Genomic DNA, 21,747 nt, shown 5'->3' on the forward strand with positions numbered 1-21,747 from the left:
GCTCAATACCCCGGATTCTGGTACATCTTGGTGGGGTTCAATTTCACCTCGTCGGCGGGGATGGGAAAGTAATAATCTTTCGTACCAAAGTTCGTCACTTTTGCCGTGCCGTAGTCGGCCTGGGGTTTGGCCTGGAAATAAGCAACGAGGTCGGCGGGGGTGAAAAAGCGGAGGAGGTCGAACCAGCGGTGGTTTTCAAAGGCCAGTTCCACGCGCCGTTCGTGCAGGATCGCCAGCTTCAGCGTAGGGTATTTGGCGGCGTAGGTAGCGTTGGTTTTGGCCACGGCATAGAGCGGCAGTTTGGCCCGGTCGCGCACCTGATCGAGCAGGGCAATGGCCGACGGTTCGTCGCCGAGGTACAGGTTGGTTTCGGCCAACATGAGCATCACGTCGGCGTAGCGGATCAGAATCCAGTCGTTGCCACCATAGCCGTTGGTGGTAGCCCCGGCGCTGGCATCGCGGAACTTGGTAATGAAGTAATCTTTCACGTTGGCCGCGTTGGCGTATTTGATCGAAAAATCTTTCCGCAGATCACCGTCCTCGTAGTCTTTTACCAAGTCGGGTTTCACGTTGCCACCCGCCCCCGTGGTTACCTTAAGTGAGTTAATGGTTTCGCCCTGCGCCTGATTATTTACCGCAATGCTCGACGAATACACCGGGTCGCCCTGCCGGTACACGATCTGGAAAATGATCTCGGCGTTGGTCGATTTTTTGGTCACGTCAAACACGTCGGCGTAGGGAATCTCTTTCAGCAAGCCGAACGTGCGCTTGGTGTAGGCGGCGGTCAGGTACGTCTTGGCCTGGTTCAGGTTGGTGGTCCGGTTGGCGGCATCGAGGGTGGTGGCCATCGTGAGGTAAACCTGCCCCAGCAGGGCATTACCCGCCACTTTCGACACCCGTCCTTTCTGCGCCAAGGGTTGTATGTCGGGCAGGGGGCTGGCCACTACGTCGGTCAGGTCGGCCACGATCTGGGCGTAGACGGCCTCTTTCTTTTCCCGAAACGTGCTGGCCGACACCTCATTGCTCAGCAGCGGTTTGGTCACCAGCGGCACGTCGCCCCACTTGCGCACGAGGTGGAAACAAGCCAGCGCCCGGATGAATTTTACCTCGGCCTGATACTGCGTTTTTGTTTCTGGTTTGGCAAACGTGACAGCCTCTATGCCCGCCAGCACCTGGTTGGCGCGGGTCACGATCTGGTACAGGGCCAGCCAGTGCGCCTTCAGGTACGTGTTGCTGGGCAATACCGAAAAATCGTTGAACTGAAACGGCTCGCCCGCGTTCGACTGGTTGTCATTCCGGCCCGTATTGTCCGACCGTTCTTCGGAAAACAACCCGCTGTTTTCGGCCAGGGCGTTGTTGTTGCGTAGTGACTGGTACACCCCATTTACAGCCAGCAGCACGTCATTTTCAGACTGGTAATAGTCGTTCACCGATACGGCATTGGGGTCGGTTTCGATCAGAAAATCCTGCGAACAACCGCTCAATATGAAGAGGGTGGACAGCAGAAGAAAGGAAAGTAGGTGTTTCATGATGTTATCTGTTGGAAATTGGCGTAGCCCCCCGCCCTAAAGGGAGCCTGCTTGCGCTAGCCTATTGCTGACGCTGGAGGTACGCTAGCGCAAGCAGGCTCCCTTTAGGGCGGGGGGCTACGCCAACTTTAGTTTTAAAAGCTAACCCGCACCCCCACGTTGTATGACTTCGCCAGGGGATACACGCCGTAGTCTACGCCGGGGGTGAGGTTGGTGGCGCCGTTGATGTTGGTGCCCGTGTTGCCATTGATGTTATAGTTGTAATCGACCTCCGGGTTGTAGCCCAGGTATTTGGTGATCGTAAACACGTTATTGGCCGACGCGTATACCCGCAACCCACTCACTTTCAACCGATTGAACAAATCGTTACCAGGGAACGAATAGCCTACCGTGACGTTGGCCAGGCGCAGAAACGAGCCGTCCTGCAAATAGAAAGTAGACAAGCGGGTGCTGTTGCTCTGCGTACCCCCGCGCGACGCCCGGTACACCGCCCCGTTGCCCGGCTCAGTTTCGGAACGGTAGCGGTCGGCCACCACAGCATACTGGTTACCCGACCCTTCCATGTTGTAGAGGTAATAATCCTGCCCGTCGAGCACCTGATTGCCGTAGCTGCCGTTGAAGGCCGCGTTCAGGTCGAACCCTTTGTAGCTGGCCGAGGCCGAAAAGCCGTAGGTGAACTTGGGGTACGGGTTGCCAATGATGCCCTTGTCGGCGTCGGTGATGACGCCGTCGCCGTTGGTGTCGGCAAAAATCAGGTCGCCGGGTTTCAGGGGGTTGCTGGAGGCCGTGGAGCGCGGCGGGCCTTTGATCACGTAGCCTTTGGGGTACGACTGCGTGGCGGCGTTGAAGTTGGCATTATCGGCAGCAATATTGTCTACGTCCGACTGCCGCACTAACCCCACCACCTGAAAACCGTAGAACATGCCGATGGGCTGCCCCTCCTGGGTGATGTGTGTTAAATACGACCGTTCGGCCCCGTTGGTGATGATCGTGCTGGCCCCGCCCAGGTTCAGCACCTTATTGCGGTTGACCGACAGATTGCCGCTCAGGTTTACTTTCAGATCGCGCCGGGCAATGACCCGGCCATCGAGTTGCAGCTCAAACCCGCTGTTCTGCACCTTCGAGTCGCGGAGGTTGGTCAGGATGGACGAGGTGCCCGATATGGCCGAAATGGGTTGGCGGAACAGCAGGTTGTACGACTGGCTGACGTAGTAGTTGGCAATGACAAACAGGCGGTTGTTGAACAGCCCGGCATCCACGCCGACGTTGTATTGCGCCGTCGATTCCCAACCCAGCCGCTGATCGCGGATGTCGCCCGCCGAGAAGGCCGTGCTGATGGTGTTGTTACCAAAAACGGCCCCGCCAGGGCTGTTGAACACCTGCTGGTAGTTGTAATTACCAATGTTGTTGTTGCCCGTGAGGCCCCAGCTTGCCCGCAGTTTCAACGACGACGCCTGCCCCAGCGCATTCCGGTAAAACGGCTCTTCCGACACCGTCCACCCCGCCGACACCGACGGGAAGGTGCCGTAGCGATTCAGCGGCCCAAATCGCGACGACCCATCGCTACGAATAGAAGCCGTCAGGAAATAGCGGCTGTCGTAATTATAGGCCACCCGCGCCAGGTAGGACAGTAGCGTCCAGGCCGATTTGCCCGTGCCATAAATGCCCGCCAGGCCGTTAGAGGCTGTGTTGAGCGTGAACAGACTGGGGTCGGCTCCTTTGGCGGTGATCTCTTCCACCCGATCATTCTGAAACCCCTGCGCCGAGACGCTGATGACGTCGTTGGTGGTGCGCTGGGTGGTGTAGCCCGCCAGTGCGTTCAGGCCGCTTTTGCCAAACTGACGGCTGTAGTTGAGGGTAAATTCGCCCAGCAGATCCAGTTGCGTGAGCGTTTGCGCTACAGACCGGGCAGCGGCAATAGCGGCGGGCGAATAGGGCGGGTTGTTGCCGCTGCTGAGGCTGGTGGGCAGGTAGAAATCGTACTTTTCGTTGTACGTCTGCGCCCCCAGGTTGGCCTTCACCGACAGCCCCTGCATGATGTCGTAAGTAGCGGTGGCGTTGTAGGTGCCGCGCAGCCCCTGCCGCCGGATATTGGTTTCGCGCGCCAGGGCCACCGGGTTTTCTACGGTCTGGTAGCCAAACGTAGGCTGCTGTGAGGCGGCTTCGTTTTTGATCAGGTTGCCCTTATCGTCGTAGGCCCGGAAGTAGGGCGGGTAGATGAGCGCGCCCAAAATGGGTCCCTGGTTGAAGCGGCCCTCCTGCACCTCGCGGCTATTGGTGGAGGTGACAAAGAAATTGGCCCCCACGTGCAGCTTCTTCGACATGTCGGCGTCGATGTTGGCGCGGAGGTTGATGCGCTGCTGGTTGGTGGCCGTGATGATGCCCTGCTGATTCTGGTACCCCCCGCTGAGTAGGTACCGCACGCCGTTGCTGCCCCCCGAAAACTGGAGCGTGTGCCGCTGCATGGGTGCCGACCGGTACAGCTCGTCCTGCCAGTCGGTGTTGTATTTGGGAGCAATCAGCTTCTGGTTGGCGAAATCGTAGATGTCCGTCGGAATGCTCACCGACCCGGCGTTGCCCACTTTGGCAATGCGCGTGGCGTTGTCGTCGGAGAATAGGGCGTCGGTCCAGGGTTTACCCGCGTTAATGGTCAGGTCGCGGTAGGTGTTGTTGCGCCCGTCGATGACGAGTTGGGCAAACTGACTCGCGTTGAGCAGTTTGATCTTATTGGCGAGCTGATTCACCCCAAACTGGTATTCATATTCGAGCTTGCCCTTGCCCTCCTTGCCGCGCTTGGTGGTAATGAGCACCACCCCACCCGACGCCCGCGAGCCGTAAATGGCCGCCGACGCCGCATCCTTCAGCACGTCGATGCTCTCGATATCGTTGGGATTCACGTACACGTCGTTGGCCGCCGGGTAACCGTCGATCACGTAGAGCGGGTCGGAACTGGCATTGACCGAGCCGATGCCCCGCACCCTGATTTTGGTGCTGCTGTAGGGGGCACCACTTACCTGCGCCACCTGCACGCCAGCCAGTTTGCCCACCAGCGCCTGCCCAATGGTGGGGGCCGATAGGTTCAGTTCGCGGGCTTTCACGTTGGCCACGGCCCCCGTCACGTCGCTTTTGCGCAGGGTCTGGTAGCCCACCGCCACCACTTCGGCCAGTTGGTTTACGTCTTCTCTCAGCGTCACGTTCAAGGTCGGTGCAGAACCTACAACGACCTCCTGCGCCACAAACCCTACCGACGAAAACACGAGCGTGGCCCCCACGGTAGCGTCGATGGTGTAGCGACCGTTGGCGTCGGTGACGGACCCTTTTTTCGAGGCTTTTTCCACGATGGTCACGCCCGGAATGGGTTGCCCCTGCTCATCAGTGACGGTGCCGGTTATGGGCACGGCCTGGGTATATAGCCGGGTGGACGGCCCGTTGGTCGCGTAGCTTACACCTGAGCATACCATACTGATACACAGCAAAATAGCAAGCGGTATTGGCCAGAATCGCTGGCCGAAAATGGAGTAGTTTTTCATAGGAGCACGTTGTATAGGTTGTATCTGTACATGAAAAAACACGCCGCAAAACCGACTACCAGCCCAGGGTAACGGTATGCACATTCGCCGTTCTGGCCGACGTCACCGCCACGCCTTTGGTGGCACTGAGCAAGGCAAAGCCTTCCAGTTCGTCGGTCTTGTCGAGGTCGATGGTGTTGATCACCTGCTCACGGCCCGCCTCGATGGATTTGGCCAGGTCCATAAACGTGAACCGCCACCGCCGCCCTTCGATCTGGTTCTGAATCAGGACCAACATGCCTTTTTCGGGTATCCAGTGCAGGTTTTGCACCCAAGGCGAACAGGCAAACTGCTTGACCAGCACCCCCGGCTCACTGGTTTTTTGGGCGGTGGCCAGCCGGGCGGGGTCATAGAGGCGCACCGCGTTGGCGTGGTTGCCGTAGTCGGCGGTAGCCACGTACCAGTTGTTCTGGTATTGAACGTATTCGGGTCGGGTGCCCTGCACGGCGGCATCATCGTCGATGGTGCGGAGGAGGTTGCCGTCCAGCGTGTGGGTGCGTAGCAAACCGGCCCAGTCGATGGCGTAAATCACCGCCCGCCAGTCGGCGGCGGTAGAGGGTTTTCCCGGCTCACCAATGCGAATACTGTTGCCGATGAAGGTGGGTAGCGTACCCTGCCTGGCCAGGCCCGTGGGGTGATTGATGACGTCTTTCCCGGCCACGGTCAGCCTGATTTCTGGCCCCTTATATACCAGCGAATCGGCGCTGACGGTATAAGCCCGAATGACTCCCACCTCACGGTCACCGTAGAGATAAGCCGTACCGTTCTGATAACTAACACCCTGACAGGCCCCCAGCGAATCGAGGGTAGTGGTGCGGGTAACGGCAAGCGAGATAACGCCCGGTAGCCGGGCAATCAGCCCCAAGCCAAGGAGCACCGCAATAACAAAACCGTTCATACGTCGAGTGGTGAACGCCCACGGCGGATCAGGCAGGCTAACCCGCAGGTTAGGCGTTCATTTCTGAGAGCAAAAGTCGGGCGGCACTGTTACGTGGGTATGACCTAAGTGTCGCCAAATCATTACCTTCGCGGCCCACTATTTGACGACTGTTAATCAGCGTAACCCAATGTCGAAACAGCAGGTGCCTTTAGCCCTACAATTCATCTACGGTGAACAAACAAGCCGACGCGATCAACTACTGATTCATGGTAGCGCACTGATATCCAGCGCCTTGACTCTAACGTTTAGCCATTCGGTAAGCGGTCTTACCCTATGGCAACAGACGGTCGTTGTCGTGTTGAGCTGTGATTTGGTAGGAGGCGGGGTGGCGCATCTGTTACCCGCTAATCGCTTGTTTTGGCGATCCTTACAGCCTGTTTGGCTGGTAGTCTGGATAGCCTCGTACCTCTGGCAGCCGCTACTGTTTATGAGTGCATTCGGAGGTGGGCAATCGGTACTGGCTGAACTACATCTGCTTTGCATAGCCCTGGTGGCGGCTCAGTACTGGATTGGCAACCAGCATCTGCTGCGCTGGGCAGCGTTGGCCATCACGCTTGGCTTAGCCGCTGGTTATTGGCTGGCCATTCCTGGTTCGTTGATGTGGTTTCCTTCGTTGTATCTGCTCAAAGCGGTCCTGTTCGATAAAACAACTCACCGCGTCAACACCAGACAACGCACTTACAACCCGCCTGTCGGGGGTTCGTTGCCCCCGCCAACATACTGAACGGTAAAACCAACTGTCAATTCTAGCCTACACAGCCTCGGCGGCAGCAGCACCAACGGGAGCAGTGACCGGGGCAGCGTTTTGGGGAAGGGGAATGTAGTGCCGAAAAAAGCTGCCCAGCTTCATCTGGAGCACACCCAGGATGGCTTCCTTGAAAATCTTCGACGACATTTTCGACTCGCCACGGGTGCGGTCGGTGAAGATGATGGGCACTTCGGTCAGGTGGAAACCGTATTTCCAGCAGGTGAACTTCATCTCGATCTGGAAGGCGTAGCCCACAAACTTGATGGGGTTTTGCAGCAGCACCCGCAGCACGTGGGCGCGGTAGCAGACAAAGCCCGCCGTAGGGTCCATGATGGGCATACCCGTGATGAACCGCACGTACACCCCCGCCCCATACGACATCAGCACCCGGCCAATGGGCCAGTTGACCACGTTCACGCCCTTGATGTAGCGCGACCCCACGGCCACGTCGGCGCGGGGGGCGTCGGGCGTACCCTCGGCGCAGGCCCGGTACAGGCGGATAAGGTCGTCGGGGTTGTGCGAAAAGTCGGCGTCCATCTCGAACAGGTACTCGTAGCCCCGCGCCAGCGCCCAGTTGAACCCGGCAATGTAGGCCGTGCCCAGCCCCAGCTTGCCACGCCGTTCGAGCAGGTGCAGCTGATCGGGAAATTCGGCCTGTAACGTCTTCACCACCAAGGCCGTACCATCTGGCGAGCCATCATCTACGATGAGCAGGTCGAACGGTGTGGTCAACGAAAACACGCGCCGGATGATGGCTTCTATGTTCTCGATTTCGTTGAATGTGGGGATGATGACGAGGCGGTCAGTCACAACAGTAAGGCGTTTACACCAGAACAGGCTATGAGCCAAAAATAGTGCAGTAGTGCCGTTAAATTACGTTAAGTTGCCCCCTTCTGCCTGCAGAATTACTGCGGTTGAAACTCGGCGTTGGTGATGAACTGGATATCAGTCAGCGACTTCAGAAACTGCACCAGGTCGGCCTGTTGGGCGGGGGTGAGCGGTATGCCCACCTGCCCGTTTTTCTTCAGCAGCGGGTCTAACTGCGGGTTGTCCTGCACACCGGTGGCGTAGTGGTTCACCACCTGCTCCAGGGTCTGGAAACGACCGTCGTGCATGTAGGGAAATGTGCGCTCAATGTTGCGCAGGCTGGGCACCTTAAACTTATAGGCGTCGGCATCCTGGGCCGTAATGATGGCCCGGCCACGGTCGTCGGTTTTGGCGTTGGTCAGGCGCGGCAGGCCGTTGTTGCGGAACTGCCCATCGGTGAAGAGCGGCTCGGCATGGCAACCGGCGCAGTTGGCCTGGAACAACACCAGCCCCCGTTGTGCGGCGTCTGAGAGGCTGGCCCCCACTTCCTTCCGAACATACTTGTCGTAGGGCGAATTGGCCGAGACCATTGTAAGCAAAAACTGCGAGATCGACTTCAGAAAGCGCTCTGTCGTCACCGTATCGGAGCCATAGGCAGCCTGAAACAGTGGCCGGTAGCGGCTGCTTTTCTGCACTTTAGCCAGCACGCTGGGCATGGCCTCATCCATCTCGACGGGGTTCTGAATGGGCGCAATGGGCAGCAGATCGAGGCTGGTGACGCCGCCGTCCCAGAAAAAGGATTTACCCCAGGCCACGTTGAAAATGCCCGGCACGTTTCGGGTGCCCCGCTGATCGCGGATGCCGTGGCTCACGGGGTGGTCGGTGTGGGCGAAGGCCGTGAAGGGCGAGTGGCAAAAAGCGCAGGTGATAGTGCCGTCTTTCGAGAGGCTGGCGTCGTAGAACAGGGCTTTCCCCAGCGCAACGCCTTCCACGGTGAGCGGATTTTTGGTCAGGTCATAGACTGGTTCGGGAAAATTGGCGGGCTTTGTCCACGGGTAGGGCGTGGTAGTAAAGGCCGTTGGCGTGGGCGTAACGAGTTCATTATTACCCGAATTTTTGCAAGAAACCACCGCCCATATGCACAGGCTAGCACCTAGTAATAGTCCCAGCAGGGGCCTGCGCCAGGGGGTTTGTTTCGACCAAAAAGAAGCAGCCTGTTTCATTGCGACACAGCCAGCGAAAACCCAAACGAGAACATGGTGGCGTAGTTGTTGGCAATGGTTGCCGAAAAGGGCGACACCATCACGTCGGGATACTGGGCAATTTTAAACGGTTTGGGTCCGTCGAACAGTTTGCCCGCGTCGACAAGGAGTTGCAGCGACGTTTGCAGGTTGGGTCCCACAGAGAGGCGGCTGGAGGCGGCATCCAACCCCAGCGGAATACGTACGGTGCGGAGGTTGTTGATCGTCCGCGTCTGGTAGCCGCCATACAGGCCAATGTGGTAGCGGAACGTCCTCGCCCCGGCGACGTCGGTGGGGGCAGCGGGCGAGGTACCTTCCAGTTTCAGGTGGATATAGCCCGTGTTCCAGTCCCAGTACATGCCGCTGGTATGGCTGCTGCCGGGGTCGAGCACACCTTTGCGCTGACTGATGTCGGCGGTGTTGCGAAGGCTGTCTATGCCCACCATATACTCAATCTGGGCATAATCGCCCGCCGGCACGCCCGTCAGCGTAAACGACTGCGAGGTGGGATCGGCGGCACGGAGCAGAAAATAACTGTTGTCCTGCGGCACGACATAGGCTGACCCATCGGCGCGGATAAGCCGGATGTTGCTGATGAAATAATCGAATTTCGAGACTGTAAACGCCTCCCCTGCTTTGTTGGTATAAGTTGCAGTATTGAGCACTAGCGGACTGCCATTGACCTGATTAGCAAACGTCACAGCCAGCGCGCCCCCCCGCTGATCGATGGTGTTCGATTTGCAGGCAGCCAACAGGCCAAGCGAGGTCAGGAACAGAAAAAAACGACGCATACTGAGTTGAGTTTTATACCACTACGTTAACGCTGAAAGGGGGAAATGAATGTACAATGAACAATGTATAATGTACAATGACTTCGCCTCAGAACGTCTAAGCGCGAAGCCATTGTACATTATACATTGTTCATTCATTTCCCCTCACTCCCACCACTTACCCGTTGGCAACGTTTTACTCAGCACCACGGGTTCACCAATTTTTGGGGTGGTGAGCAGGATGGAGTCGGCGGGGATCATGGCTTTTGTCAGGCGTTGAATGGGTTCGTGCCAGGGGTGAAATGCCAGGGCAAATTTGGCCCAGTGTACCGGCATCAGCACACGGGTACGCAGGTCGCGGGCGGCCTGTGGCACCTCTTCGGGAAACATATGGATACTGGGCCAGTCGCGGCCGTACTGTCCGCATTCTAGGAGGGCAAGATCAAACGGGCCATGCTCCTGACCAATTTGGGCGAAGTGCGGCCCATAGCCCGAATCGCCGCCGAGGAACAGGCGCTGCCCATTGAGGTCCAGCACAAAGGCACTCCAGAGGGTTTGCCCGCGTTTGATGCCCCGCCCTGAAAAGTGCCTTGCCGGCACCGCCGTGGCCGAAAATCCCTCCGACAAGTCCACCGATTCGTCCCAGTCGAGTTCGGTAATGCGGGTAGGGTCGTAGCCCCAGCGCTCCAGGTGCGCCCCCACGCCCAGCGAGGTTACCACGCGTTTGACCTTATCGCGCAGGGCCAACACGGTTTCATAGTCGAGGTGGTCGTAGTGATCGTGGGTGATGATGAGCAGGTCGATGGGCGGCATGTCGGCGGCGCTGTAAACGTTAGTGCCGGGAAACGCTTTCCCAAAAAACGACACTGGCGAGGCATGCCCCGAAAACACCGGATCGACCAGCACCGTAGTTTTGCCCGACTTGATGAGGTACGACGAATGGCCAAACCAGACAATACTAGTCTTACCATCAGGCAGTTGTGCCAAATCCGTTTTCACCGCAGGCAGTGGCTGTTTCGGCTCCACGTCGGCGGGTTTGTTGAAGTTGTCGCCCAGCATGGCCCAGTAAGACGCCTCGCGGCGCATAACGTCGGTTGGTTCGACGTTGACAAACGAGCCGTCGCGGAAGTTTTTGGAAGCCTGTACCCGTTGCAGGCGGCCGGCGGCGGGAGCCGAGCCAAACACGGCCGATTGCATAAACAACCAGACCCCAAGGGCTAACAAAACCAACACAGCAAGAACGATAAGCATAATGCGTTTCAGGCGATTCATGACCGCAAAGGTACGGACCCATGTGAGCGGGCACCCGCTGTATTCCTTGAGATTATGTCGATTTCACTTGATAAGGGCAGAATAGGGGCACGCGGGTTGGGCGGCTCTTTTTGTCATCCCGACCGGTCCGCGTGCCCCTATTTTTTTATTCGTTTAATCTGTGACAGCGCTAATGCTCTACTTTTGCAGTCGAACAATCCGTCAGGCATGGTCCGGCAATTGCTGACATACACCCTCATCGTTTCGCTGCTGCTGCAACTCTTCAGCCGTGAGGTGATCGTGATGTCGTTTCAGCTCAACCGCGACTACATTGCCAAAACCCTCTGCGAAAACCGCAGCCGCCCGGCACTGCGCTGCAACGGTAAGTGCTACCTGGCCAAACGGCTGAAGGCCCGGCAGGCGCACGAAGATCAGGAAACCACCGAGCGCGTGCAGAATCTGCCCGTGATCGCCCTGTTTTGCACCGATTTGTTCTCGTTTGCATTTGCTAACCCTGTTGGAGACGCAACCTCCTGCCTCCCAGTGTCGTACTGTCAGCAGTGGTCCTATGCCGCGCCCCTGCACGGCATCTTTCAGCCTCCCCGTATCAGGTAAGTATCTCGCTTATTGGCAGTTGGCGATTGAATTCGCCTGGTAATTCCGGTAACGCCTAAACCAGGTTTTTACAGGTATTCTGCTGGTCTTGATTTTTCAGCTTACCCAATCCGGGTCATACAGGCTCGACAGTTATTCATGACTAAGTTTTTTTCAATGCTCCTCGGGCTGTTGGCCTGTATAGGAGCTATGGCGCAGTCGGCCCTGACAGGTCAGGTCTATGATGCCCAAACCAAAGAACCCCTCCCCGGCGTGACGCTATCCTGGTCGAACGGTACGGCAGGCGTTACTACCGATGCCAACGGCCGCTTTTCCAGCCCGACCAACATCACCATCATCACGGTGTCGGCCGTGGGCTACCGGCAGCAAGACATACCTGTTACGCTTGGCCAGCCCCTGCGTATTGCGCTCGAACCGGCCATTGAAGACCTGCAAACGGTAGTTGTGACGGGCAACCGCGAGGCCGCGCTACGTACCCAGACGCCCATTGCCATCTCGAAACTGTCACCCCGGCTGATCGAAGAAACCAAGCCGACCAGTATTTATGAGGTTATCAACAAAACGCCGGGCGTGCTGATGGTGAACCTCAACAACGAGCAGCACATGATGGCCATTCGGCAGCCCATGACCACCAACGCCTATTTTCTGTACATGGAAGATGGCGTGCCCATTCGGCCCATGGGGGTGTTCAACCACAACGCCCTGCTCGAAATGAACCAGTTTACGGTTAGTTCTATCGAAGTGGTGAAAGGCCCGGTGTCGTCTATCTATGGGCCTGAGGCCGTGGGCGGGGCCGTCAATTTCATCACCCAACGCCCCACGGCCATACCCACCGCCCGCGTGGGTATTCAGGTGGATCAGTGGGGCTACAAGCGACTTCAATTTGGGGCGGGGGCGCGGCAGGGTAAATTCGGCCTTTATGTGGGTGGCCTCGTGTCGCGGCAGCGCGACTCGTGGATGGCCCGGTCCGACTACGATAAGTCGTCGTATTTCGCCCGGCTCGAATACGCGTTTACGCCCAAGACGCGCCTTACCGGCACTCTGTCGTACAATGATTATAATTCCCAAACCAGCGGCAGCGTAGACAGCACGGCCTTTTTTGCCCGGCAGTATGTGAGCACCACCGATTTCACCTACCGCAAAACGTTCTCCCTCCGCAGCCGCCTGACGCTGGAACACGACTGGGCCGACGGGTCGCAGTCGTTCATCACGGCGTTTGTGCGCAACAACAGCGTGGGGCAGAATCCAGCCTATTACATCCGGTGGACAACGGGGTCGGCTACGGCCACGGGGCAGATCAACAGTAGCGATTTCAAAAGCTACGGCGCCATTGCCCAACATACCCAGCGGCTGCGTTTCCTGAACAGCAAACTCATCGTCGGGGCCACCATCGACCTGTCGCCAAACAGCTACTATGCCTACCAGACCGACCTGGCCACCACGCTCCGGGCCGACAAAAAATCGGTAGTCAAGTACACTCTGGTGAAAGAACGCCCCGATATACAACTGGCTAATTATCAGGCCGATATTCACAACACGGCGGCCTACGTGCAGTATGATTTCGAGCCGATCACCAACCTGCGCATGTCGGCGGGAATACGTTACGACCGCATGGCGTTTGACTACACCAATGCGCTGGACAAAACGTCGGGTGGCAAAGAGTACAGTCAGGTGACGCCCAAGATCGGGGCTACGTATGACCTGGGGGGCGGCAAAGGATTATATGCCAACTATGCCAGGGGATTTGCGCCCCCGGCTCTCACGGCCATTTTTCTGAAGCGCACCACCCCAACCCTTTCCGGCGACCTGTTCTATTACAACCTCCAGCCCGCCAAATTCGACAACGTAGAGATTGGCGGCTGGACGTCGCTGCTGCACAACAAAGTCTATATCGACGCGGCAGTTTATCAGATGAACGGCACCAACGAGTTGCTCAACATCCGCCAGCCCGACAACTCGACGGACTACCAGTCGGCGGGAAAAACGCTGCACCGGGGGGTAGAGCTGGGCCTGACCTACCGGCCCTCGAAGCAACTGTTCTTCCGGTTTGGGGGCACCTATGCGGTACATCAGTTCGTGGAATTTACCCTCAGTCAGCGAGCTACCGATGCCATCCAGAACGTCAACGGCAAGGACATGCCGTCGGCCCCGCGTTCGCTCTGGAACACCGAGATCAGCTACTATCCGGGCTGGCTCAAGAACTTCCGCACGTCGGTGGAGTGGCAACATGTGGCAAACTGGTACCAGAATCAAACCAATACCGTTGGCTACGGCGGCTATGACTTTGCCAACGTCCGGGTGGGGTACCAATGGCACGGTATTGAGTTGTATACCAACGTGTTGAATGCTACCAACGCACTCTTCGCCACCAACGCCACCCGTGGCAACAACCCCACCGACCGTACTACCTACACCCCCGCCGCACCCCGCACGTTTGTCGTAGGCATTCAATACAGTTTCAACGGAAAATAGCCAAACGATAAATTATGTGGCAAACATGAGAAAGACATATTTGATCACGGGCCTTTGTGTATTGGTTGCCATATTGGCTCAGGCACACGAGTTCTGGCTTCAGCCGGGCACCTTTTTTGTGGAGCCAGGGCAGGTTGTAGCCATCGAAGTATTGGTTGGTGAACACTTCAACGGGGAGCGGTCAGAAGGAAAGAAAAACCGCTTGGTTCAATATGCACATTGGTCTAACGGCCAAAAAACGGACCTGTCTCCAGACCTTACCGAAGGTCATTATGGCGTGGTACCCCTGAAAATTGCCAGTTCGGGAACCCATCTGGTAGCGTTTGCCAACACTAACAAACAATTATCTATGCGAGCCGATAGTTTCCTCTTGTACTTGCAGGAAGATGGGCTGGACCACATCATCCGCCTTCGTCAGGACCGTGGTCAGGCACAAACCCGCAGCCGGGAGTTATACCGGCGATGCGTAAAAACGCTGATCCAGTCCGGAGCCGTTATCACGTCTGACCAGACGTATGGACTGGACACCGGTATGCCTCTGGAGATAATCCCTGTACAAAATCCATATACCGTAAAAGCAGGCAAACCGATTGACTTCCGGGTCTTGTTCAATCATAAACCGCTGGCCAATGCGCTGGTTCGCTACTGGAACCGCCCCGCCGACGGCCCCAAAATTGCTCCAGACGCTAAACCTGCCGGGTTGTCGGAGGAGCAATTACGAACAGACGCCAACGGCCGGGTTCACTTTCAGCTGAAAAAAGGCCAAAACATGATTAGCCTGGTACACATGATACCAACAACGGCTAGTGCCGAAGCCGACTGGCAAAGTTTCTGGGGAAGTTTGACGTTTGGTTGCCGATAACAAGCTGCGTCGCCAAATGAACAATCCCCTCACAGATAACTAATTAACAATCAACTTCTTCATGAATACGATCCTGTCTATGCTGCTGCTGTTGGCGGCAGCGCTGGCCGAAAAGCCAATTCGCGAAATAACCGTGTCGAACCCGCGGTTTAACAGCACTACGCCCCGATTTACTACCAACCAGCAGGGCCACCCAGTGCTGACGTGGGCTGAAAAAGAAACCGACAAACAGGCCGCGTTTTACATGGCCGTCTCGGCCGATGGCGGCCAAACGTTTGGCCAAAAGATACGAATTCCGGCCCCGGCCAACTTGTCGGTACACGCCGAAGGAATGCCCAAAGTAGCCGTAAAAACCGACGGCACCGTTATGGCTCTGTTTGAGGTACCACGCCCGGTAGAATCGTCGCGGTTTGCGGGAGATCTACTGTTTACAACCTCTTCCGATGGCGGCAAAACCTGGACCGGCCCTAAACCTCTTCACCAGAACACGGCTCCCGGCAAGAGCCACTCGTTTGCCGATCTGACGCGGCTTCCCAACGGCCAAATTGGCGTAGTCTGGCTCGACGACAAGATGCCCGGCTACGAGGGAAGGCCCGTAAAGTTTGTGCAGACGTTACCGCAGGGTGGTTTTTCGCCCGAAATCGTGGTCGACAGTAACGTCTGCCAGTGTTGCCGTACCAACGTATTTGTGGATAGCAAACAGCAGATTCACCTCGCTTACCGCGACATGCTGCCCGATCCCAACGGCGAAATAGCCGCCCGTGATATCAGCCACGCCATCTCGACCGACGGTGGCAAAACCTTCGGGCCACCGGCTGTACTCGTGGCCGACAACTGGTGCGTGAATGCCTGCCCCCACGCGGGGCCGTCAGTAGCCGAAACAGGCGAAGGTGTGTTTGTAACCTGGTTTTCGGGTAAAGAAAATGCCATTGGCCTGCGGCTGGCGCAGGTGGGCAACCCCACCCTCGTTGGCGAAGTGCTGTCCAACCGGGCCAAACATCCGCAGGTAGTGGCGCAAAATAACCGGCTCATCTGGCTCTGGGACGAGTCGATGAAATTACCCGGCCAACCCGCCGACGAGCCGCTGCCCAAATACACCCAACGCATTGCCCTGCGCGCCGGTCCCACCGCCCCCACCACCTACCTGACCCCCGAAACGGTAAGCGCCACATACCCCGTTGCTTTGGCCGCCAAACAAGGTTTACTGGTGGCTTTTGAACAAAAAACCGGCGACCAAAAGGCGGTGATCGTGACGCAGTTAATAGCCAGCCCAACCAACTGACAGCTAGTTGTTTTTTTACTGGTTGTCAGGCTCTTCGGGGCGGGCTAGCATGAAAACAACGAAGCTAAACACCAGCGCACCAGCACCGCTGAGGAGCAACACGAAGACCGTCAGGTTAAAATCGTCGCCGGGTTGAATGGAACCCCGGCGGGCCAGCAGATAGCCCACCCGAATCATCAGGGCAATGGCGGTGAGGGCCGACCCTACTACGATAAGCCACAAGACGGCAGGCACCCGAAACCAGCGCCAGCCCACCACCCGGCCATCGGGCGACACGTACGTATTAGCTTTCTTTTCCATAAAGTGGAATCCGAATTGATGTGAAGTAAGGCTTAACCACGAAAGCATGGAGCAGGTCACGGAGCACATAGAGATTCTTTTTGTTGACACCAGAAAATTAAATCTCTATGTGCTCCATGACCTGCTTCATCTTTCGTGGTTAAGCCTTCCCCTTTCTACAACGCCAATTTACCCATCTTTACTGAAATGAGTGCGTTGAAGAAATCACGATTTTGCTTATTCAGCGAATTCTATCTACTGAGTTGAATGAACCGGCCAGGCAGATCTCAGGTTTACAAAAGCCCCCTCCAGCAACAGGTCAACTGTCTAGATAAGGCGTAACAACTTTTCAGAAATAAACGTAGTTTCAACGGTATGGAAACGCAAATCAACTCAATCCTTAAGGTTTTAACGCTCGCAGAACGCCTGAAATTTGAACTTCGGCACAGCTATACGTCTAGTGGCCGGCAAGAAAGCGTGGCCGAGCACACATGGCGAATGTCATTAATGGCTGTACTCATTGAACCATTACTCAGGCAAAAAATAGATATTGCCCGGCTTCTTAAAATGGTCATTATTCATGATCTAGTGGAAGCCGAGGCCAGAGATATTTCAGCATTAGATGTGTTGAGGGACCCCACTATCAAGGCGCAGAAAATAGAGAATGAGCGTAAAGCAATTGAAAACTTGCGATCAAACCTGAAAGAAACAAACGGTCAGGAGATCTATGAGTTATTTTATGAATTTGAAAATAAGGAGACTTACGAATCAAAAGTTGCTAATGCTCTGGATAAGCTGGAAGTTCAGCTTCAGCACAATCACGCAGACTTCTCCACTTGGGAAGAAATTGAATATGACATGAGCTACATGATGGATAAGCACGTACAATTTGATGAGACGTTAACAGAACTCAAAAGGCAAATAGAAGCGGGGGCCGAGACAAAGATGCAGGCTGCCGGAGTTGATATTGAGGCCGTTAAGCAACGGGTTCTGGAACAGAGATTACCAGTGTAGCCTGTTTCCGTTTTAGGGTATGTGCGCAACTTATCACATATCAGAAGGTAACTTTTGGAGTTAGGTATTCATCTTAACGAACAGGCAGTACAAACGCGCAAGTCGCCTTTTTTGTTGGTTAGCCTTCATAGCAGTAGTCTTTGGGGCAACCTGTATTATCCGCACGATCTGCCGCTGCGGTTCCAGCAATGCCGCACGACCATAACCACGAACACGCGCACAGCCACACGCCCGTTATCACCAGCGTCAGCCGTACCCTCATTATCGGCGCCGTGCTGAACATTGTCTACGTCGTTGTTGAGTTTGGTATGGGCTTCTACACCCAGTCGCTGGCCCTCATGGCCGACGCCGGGCATAACCTCTCCGACGTGGCGGGGCTGCTGCTGTCGTTACTGGCATTTCGGCTGGCGAAGGTAAAGTCGAGCCGGACGTTTACATATGGGCTCCGTAAAAGCACAGTGCTGGCGTCGCTGGCCAACGCGGTGCTGCTGCTGGTGGCCGTGGGCGGCATTTTGCTCGAAAGTGTGCAGCGGTTCCGGCATCCCGAACCCGTGGCGGGGGGCATTGTGGCCTGGGTGGCGGCGCTGGGCATTGTGGTCAACGCGGCATCGGCGCTGCTGTTTTTCCGCCAGAAAGACCACGACCTCAACATGCGCGGGGCCTATTTGCACCTACTGTCCGACGCGCTGGTGTCGGTAGCGGTGGTGGTGTCGGGCGTGGTAATTGGGTATACCGGCTGGTTCTGGCTCGACCCCGCCATGGGGCTTATTGTGGCCTTGGTGATCCTGGTAGGCACCTGGCGGCTACTTACCGACAGCCTCCGCCTCAGCCTCGACGGCGTACCGGTCAACATAAACCTGGCCGACGTGCAGGCCGAGATCGCGGGGGTTGCCGGGGTAGAAAAGGTACATCACGTACATATTTGGGCCATGAGCACCACCGAAAACGCCCTCACCGCCCACCTCGTGCTGCAGCCCGGCCTTACCCCCGACCAGGTTACGGCCATCCGCAAGAAAGTCCGCCACGAACTGGAACACCAGGGCATCACCCACGCCACGCTGGAAATTGACTAATGTCAGTATGCAGTTCTACAGTATGCAGTATGCAGTGGGGCTGACGCATGAGTACGCTGGCGTCAGCCCCACTGCATACTGCATACTGTAGAACTGCGTACTGTCAAAACCGATACGTAATGCTGGCCGAGACCTGACGGGGCAGCACAGGGCGGGCGAATACGGGCGAGTTCAGGGCGTTGAGGACGTTGATGTCGGAACCGCGCAAAATGGTACCGTCGGGGCGTTTGATACCCCCCACGGCTACATCTTCGAGGGTCGTGCCCTGCAAGCCATAGCCACCGAAGAGTAGAATACCGTTGCTATTGAGCAAATTAGTAGCCTGCACGGCAATGGTCAGTTTCGAGGTCAAATCGCCAGTGACGCCCGCCGCCAGTACGCCGTAGGCCGGTAGCTGAATGCTGTTGCGGCGGTTGCCCTGCCGTTCGCTAAACCAGCGGTAGTTCACATACGGACTAAACTTGCCGATGCGATAGGCGGGCGTGAGGTCAATCATAACGGGAGCTACGTCTTTAACCCTATTGCCCGAAAAATCTTCGAGGAAAAAATCGGCTTTGTTTACTGACCCCGCCGTGTTCTGGTAGCTCAGGCGGTCATACTTGGCGTCCTGTAGGGTGGCATGACCCCGAATGCTAAAGCGGTTGGTTAGGTTGAGCACCGTTTCCAATTCCAGGCCCATGGTACGGGTGGCGTTGAAGGTAGCATCGGTAAAAAAGCTGGCCGATCCGTTGGAGATAAACAACTGCAACAGCGCATTGTCGAGGTAGCTGTAGAAGGCTGTGGCCGAAATCGACGCCTTGCGGCCATTGCTCTTGAAACCCAGTTCGGCCTGCGTGACGCTCTCAATTGCTCCTTTTTTGTCGAGGGGAACATTCACGAAATTGTTAGCGTAGTAGTCCAGTTCGGGCGCTTTGTTGCCCCGCGACACCCGCAGATACCCCGCCGTAGTGGCCGACAGTCTGTAGTTTGCGCCCGCCGACCACGACACGTAATCATAGAGGAACCCGTCGCCGTCACCATCCGGGTCTGCATTTGTCTGGATAATTTGCTTAGTGGTAGGATCACGAACCAGCGTGGTTGTGCCGGTTACGGTGCTGTAGCTGGTACCGTAGGTAAACAAATCGCCGTTGTACACCCGCGTACCTAAGTCGTAGGTAGTAAATGGGTTACGATCTACGCCGCCCAGTCCCCCAATGCCCGTACCAGGTTGCCAGCCCTGCTTGTTGCCCGTGTGCCGCACGCGCTCGTAGCGCAGGCCGAGGTCGATAGAGAGGCGGTCGGTGGCTTTCCAGATGTCGTTGATATAATAGGCTCCTAGCTTCGAGACGTTGTTGGTGATCGTGTAGGCCAGGCCGCTTTGCAACACAATCCCGTTGGCGTCGGTGGCCTTATACACACCCGTAGGGCTGTATAACCCGCCGAAGGCCGCGTTGAGCGCCGGAACAGCCCCTACCGAAGCCGGAATAGTGGCCGGGGCCGGAAACTCTACCCGCACCGCACGGGGGTTGGCCCCCAGTGTACTCAATACACCGTCTACAAACCAGCGGGTGTCGATAGTAGTCTGCGACTGGTACGAGCCAAAGGTGAACTGGTGCCGTCCAATTTCTTTGTTCAGGTTCAGCGACCAGATCAGGTCATCCACCTTGTTAAACATGTTCAGCGGGGCTGTGGCCAGCAGGTAGTTACCCAGTTTATTGGGCACCGACGGGTCGAGGATGGCAAAGGGAACGCCGTTGGATACACCGCCTACTCTGAGTTTGGCCAGCACCTCGCCGGTTTGGGCATCATAATAAGTTGGCGAGAGCAGGCTCGGCACAAACGACCCCACCAGCGCGGCCGCCAGCGTAGCCGGAACGCCCGCCGCCGTATAGGTACCCGCCGATGCCAGGGCACCCGCACCAAACTGAAGGTACCCCTGTTGCGCCGCCAGCGTGGCCGTAGGAGCCAGGCCCGGAATAACCGGTAATACGGTGTTGCCCTGATACTGCAAATACGATTGATCGAAACTCGACACTTTGGCGCGGGCACCCAGGTTCCAGCCTTTACCCAGGTCGTAACTCAAATCGAAACCGCCCGAATACGTCTTGTTCTGAATGGCGTCGCGGGCGTTGAATGTGCGCGTGGGTTGCGCAACGGTGTTTTCTTTCCGCACCAGATCAGCCTGCGGCACCAGCGCATTCACGTCGATGAAGGTGGTCGAATAATTAATGTCGACGGGGTCGGTGCCACCAGCATAGCCCGTGGTGAGGGTGTTATCGAGGGCAATTTCTTTGAAAAACGTGTTGCGGTCGTCGAGGTATTTGCCGTACACTTTCAGGCTACCCCGACCGTTAGCAAACAGCTTGTTGAGGTTGGCCCGCACCTGCCCACCCTGGTTGGCGTTGAAGGGCGTATTGCGCGCACCCCCGTCTACACGGTAGAAACCACCCAGGTGGTACGTCCAGCCTTTGGCGAGTGGGCCGCCAAATTCGGCATCTACACGGCCCAGGCCTTTGTTGTTGCCGTAGAAACCACCCGTAGTCCGCACCGACCCGCTGAATTTAGGGCCGCCCGTTTTCGAAATAAAATTGAAAATACCACCCGGCGAGTTGGCCGACGTGATGGCCGCCGACCCACCTCGAATGGCCTCCATCCGGGCAGTGCTGAGGTCGGCCCGCTGGAACATGTCCACTAGCGCAAAGCCCATCTGTGCGCCCATTACGGGCAGGCCTTCTTCCTGTAGGCTTACGTACTGGAAACCCACCTGATCGTTACCCACCGGAGCCAGGCCCCGCGCCACCACTTTCGAGCCTACCTCGCCCGACGAGTTATCGGCCCACACACCCGGCACCGACTGGAGCAAATCGCCCGTGCCGCGGGGTGCCCGCTGATCGATGGTGCGGCTGTTGAGGGTGGTAATGGCCACACTCGATTCCAGCTTGGTGCGGGGGTCGAACGTGCCAGTGATCACCACGGTTTCCATAGACAGCGCATCTTCGGCCAGGGTAAAATCGCTGGTGACAGGGTCAGCCGCCACCGTAACGTCGCGGCGTTGCGTGGTGAAGCCAACAAACGAGGCCTGTAGGGTATACGTGCCCGGACCAACGTCCTGAAAAGTATATTGACCTTTAGCATCGGAAATAACCCCTTTCGACGTGCCTTTGAGCTGCACCGTAGCGGCAGGGAGTGGTTGCCCGCGCTCATCGCGGACAACACCAGAAATACGTTGTGCGTAGCTGGTAAGGGTTGCCAGCAGCAGGATAAGGCCAACGGCAAGAGGCCGAACAGTCATGAGTATAAATTTCATATAAAAACG

16 protein-coding genes are annotated in these 21,747 nt (G+C 56.8%); 7 read left to right on the plus strand and 9 right to left on the minus strand.

The window, feature by feature from the left end:
- Window positions 1-2: 2 nt before the first annotated feature.
- The 3 genes from J2I48_RS25670 to J2I48_RS25680 form a co-directional block, all read right to left on the minus strand.
- Window positions 3-1,529, minus strand: a complete 1,527-nt coding sequence (locus J2I48_RS25670) for a RagB/SusD family nutrient uptake outer membrane protein (protein ID WP_207338389.1) — start codon at window positions 1,527-1,529, stop codon at window positions 3-5.
- Window positions 1,530-1,663: 134 nt separating this feature from the next.
- On the minus strand, window positions 1,664-5,059 hold the full coding sequence (locus J2I48_RS25675; protein ID WP_207338390.1) for a SusC/RagA family TonB-linked outer membrane protein: 3,396 nt from the start codon (window positions 5,057-5,059) through the stop codon (window positions 1,664-1,666).
- 55 nt (window positions 5,060-5,114) lie between these two features.
- The gene (locus tag J2I48_RS25680; RefSeq protein ID WP_229376792.1) at window positions 5,115-5,996 is read right to left on the minus strand and encodes a hypothetical protein; all 882 of its coding nucleotides are present in this window, start codon (window positions 5,994-5,996) and stop codon (window positions 5,115-5,117) included.
- Window positions 5,997-6,465: 469 nt separating this feature from the next.
- Between J2I48_RS25680 and J2I48_RS25685 the strand changes: the two genes are divergently transcribed.
- Window positions 6,466-6,762: a hypothetical protein gene (locus tag J2I48_RS25685; RefSeq protein WP_207338391.1), complete on the plus strand. Its 297-nt coding sequence runs from the start codon at window positions 6,466-6,468 to the stop codon at window positions 6,760-6,762.
- A 27-nt stretch (window positions 6,763-6,789) separates the two neighbouring features.
- Here the strand turns inward: J2I48_RS25685 and J2I48_RS25690 are convergent, their stop codons facing one another.
- The 4 genes from J2I48_RS25690 to J2I48_RS25705 form a co-directional block, all read right to left on the minus strand.
- Window positions 6,790-7,596 carry a polyprenol monophosphomannose synthase gene (locus tag J2I48_RS25690; RefSeq protein ID WP_207338392.1) on the minus strand — a complete coding sequence of 269 codons (807 nt, stop codon included), beginning with the start codon at window positions 7,594-7,596 and terminating at the stop codon, window positions 6,790-6,792.
- A gap of 95 nt (window positions 7,597-7,691) precedes the next feature.
- On the minus strand, window positions 7,692-8,816 hold the full coding sequence (locus J2I48_RS25695; RefSeq protein WP_207338393.1) for a cytochrome-c peroxidase: 1,125 nt from the start codon (window positions 8,814-8,816) through the stop codon (window positions 7,692-7,694).
- Entirely contained in the window at window positions 8,813-9,625 is an 813-nt protein-coding gene (locus tag J2I48_RS25700; RefSeq protein WP_207338394.1) for an MbnP family protein, read from the minus strand. The genes J2I48_RS25695 and J2I48_RS25700 overlap by 4 nt, the downstream gene beginning before the upstream one ends.
- 144 nt (window positions 9,626-9,769) lie before the next feature.
- Window positions 9,770-10,855 (minus strand): MBL fold metallo-hydrolase, encoded by a 1,086-nt coding sequence (locus J2I48_RS25705; protein ID WP_229376794.1) that lies wholly within the window; start codon window positions 10,853-10,855, stop codon window positions 9,770-9,772.
- A 228-nt stretch (window positions 10,856-11,083) separates the two neighbouring features.
- On the opposite strand from J2I48_RS25705, the gene J2I48_RS25710 reads away from it, so the two are divergent.
- The 4 genes from J2I48_RS25710 (at window position 11,084) to J2I48_RS25725 (ending at window position 16,086) form a co-directional block, all read left to right on the plus strand.
- A complete protein-coding gene (locus J2I48_RS25710) occupies window positions 11,084-11,470 on the plus strand; it encodes a hypothetical protein (protein WP_207338396.1) in 387 nt (128 codons plus the stop codon).
- 156 nt (window positions 11,471-11,626) lie between these two features.
- Window positions 11,627-13,942: a TonB-dependent receptor gene (locus J2I48_RS25715; protein ID WP_229376796.1), complete on the plus strand. Its 2,316-nt coding sequence runs from the start codon at window positions 11,627-11,629 to the stop codon at window positions 13,940-13,942.
- Window positions 13,943-13,967: 25 nt separating this feature from the next.
- Window positions 13,968-14,804, plus strand: a complete 837-nt coding sequence (locus J2I48_RS25720) for a DUF4198 domain-containing protein (RefSeq protein WP_207338398.1) — start codon at window positions 13,968-13,970, stop codon at window positions 14,802-14,804.
- 61 nt (window positions 14,805-14,865) lie between these two features.
- Window positions 14,866-16,086: an exo-alpha-sialidase gene (locus J2I48_RS25725; protein ID WP_207338399.1), complete on the plus strand. Its 1,221-nt coding sequence runs from the start codon at window positions 14,866-14,868 to the stop codon at window positions 16,084-16,086.
- Window positions 16,087-16,101: 15 nt separating this feature from the next.
- Here the strand turns inward: J2I48_RS25725 and J2I48_RS25730 are convergent, their stop codons facing one another.
- Entirely contained in the window at window positions 16,102-16,386 is a 285-nt protein-coding gene (locus J2I48_RS25730; protein WP_207338400.1) for a hypothetical protein, read from the minus strand.
- 354 nt (window positions 16,387-16,740) lie between these two features.
- Between J2I48_RS25730 and J2I48_RS25735 the strand changes: the two genes are divergently transcribed.
- Together J2I48_RS25735 and J2I48_RS25740 are read left to right on the plus strand one after the other, a co-directional pair.
- The gene (locus J2I48_RS25735) at window positions 16,741-17,379 is read left to right on the plus strand and encodes an HD domain-containing protein (RefSeq protein WP_207338401.1); all 639 of its coding nucleotides are present in this window, start codon (window positions 16,741-16,743) and stop codon (window positions 17,377-17,379) included.
- 188 nt (window positions 17,380-17,567) lie between these two features.
- Window positions 17,568-18,452, plus strand: a complete 885-nt coding sequence (locus tag J2I48_RS25740) for a cation diffusion facilitator family transporter (protein WP_207338402.1) — start codon at window positions 17,568-17,570, stop codon at window positions 18,450-18,452.
- 103 nt (window positions 18,453-18,555) lie between these two features.
- On the opposite strand, the gene J2I48_RS25745 is transcribed toward J2I48_RS25740, so the two are convergent.
- Window positions 18,556-21,738, minus strand: a complete 3,183-nt coding sequence (locus tag J2I48_RS25745) for a TonB-dependent receptor (RefSeq protein ID WP_207338403.1) — start codon at window positions 21,736-21,738, stop codon at window positions 18,556-18,558.
- Between the last annotated feature and the right edge of the window lie 9 nt (window positions 21,739-21,747).

The organism is Fibrella aquatilis, assembly GCF_017353255.1.
Classification (GTDB): domain Bacteria; phylum Bacteroidota; class Bacteroidia; order Cytophagales; family Spirosomataceae; genus Fibrella; species Fibrella aquatilis.

Bases quoted from the DNA above. Each gene is read 5' to 3' on its own strand.
- J2I48_RS25740 (WP_207338402.1), top strand. From the start codon at position 17,568: ATGCCGCACGACCATAACCACGAACACGCGCACAGCCACACGCCCGTT.
- J2I48_RS25700 (WP_207338394.1), bottom strand. From the start codon at position 9,625: ATGCGTCGTTTTTTTCTGTTCCTGACCTCGCTTGGCCTGTTGGCTGCC.
- J2I48_RS25695 (WP_207338393.1), bottom strand. From the start codon at position 8,816: ATGAAACAGGCTGCTTCTTTTTGGTCGAAACAAACCCCCTGGCGCAGG.
- J2I48_RS25705 (WP_229376794.1), bottom strand. From the start codon at position 10,855: ATGCTTATCGTTCTTGCTGTGTTGGTTTTGTTAGCCCTTGGGGTCTGG.
- J2I48_RS25710 (WP_207338396.1), top strand. From the start codon at position 11,084: ATGGTCCGGCAATTGCTGACATACACCCTCATCGTTTCGCTGCTGCTG.
- J2I48_RS25745 (WP_207338403.1), bottom strand. From the start codon at position 21,738: ATGAAATTTATACTCATGACTGTTCGGCCTCTTGCCGTTGGCCTTATC.
- J2I48_RS25715 (WP_229376796.1), top strand. From the start codon at position 11,627: ATGCTCCTCGGGCTGTTGGCCTGTATAGGAGCTATGGCGCAGTCGGCC.
- J2I48_RS25720 (WP_207338398.1), top strand. From the start codon at position 13,968: ATGAGAAAGACATATTTGATCACGGGCCTTTGTGTATTGGTTGCCATA.
- J2I48_RS25730 (WP_207338400.1), bottom strand. From the start codon at position 16,386: ATGGAAAAGAAAGCTAATACGTACGTGTCGCCCGATGGCCGGGTGGTG.
- J2I48_RS25675 (WP_207338390.1), bottom strand. From the start codon at position 5,059: ATGAAAAACTACTCCATTTTCGGCCAGCGATTCTGGCCAATACCGCTT.
- J2I48_RS25725 (WP_207338399.1), top strand. From the start codon at position 14,866: ATGAATACGATCCTGTCTATGCTGCTGCTGTTGGCGGCAGCGCTGGCC.
- J2I48_RS25670 (WP_207338389.1), bottom strand. From the start codon at position 1,529: ATGAAACACCTACTTTCCTTTCTTCTGCTGTCCACCCTCTTCATATTG.
- J2I48_RS25685 (WP_207338391.1), top strand. From the start codon at position 6,466: ATGAGTGCATTCGGAGGTGGGCAATCGGTACTGGCTGAACTACATCTG.
- J2I48_RS25680 (WP_229376792.1), bottom strand. From the start codon at position 5,996: ATGAACGGTTTTGTTATTGCGGTGCTCCTTGGCTTGGGGCTGATTGCC.
- J2I48_RS25735 (WP_207338401.1), top strand. From the start codon at position 16,741: ATGGAAACGCAAATCAACTCAATCCTTAAGGTTTTAACGCTCGCAGAA.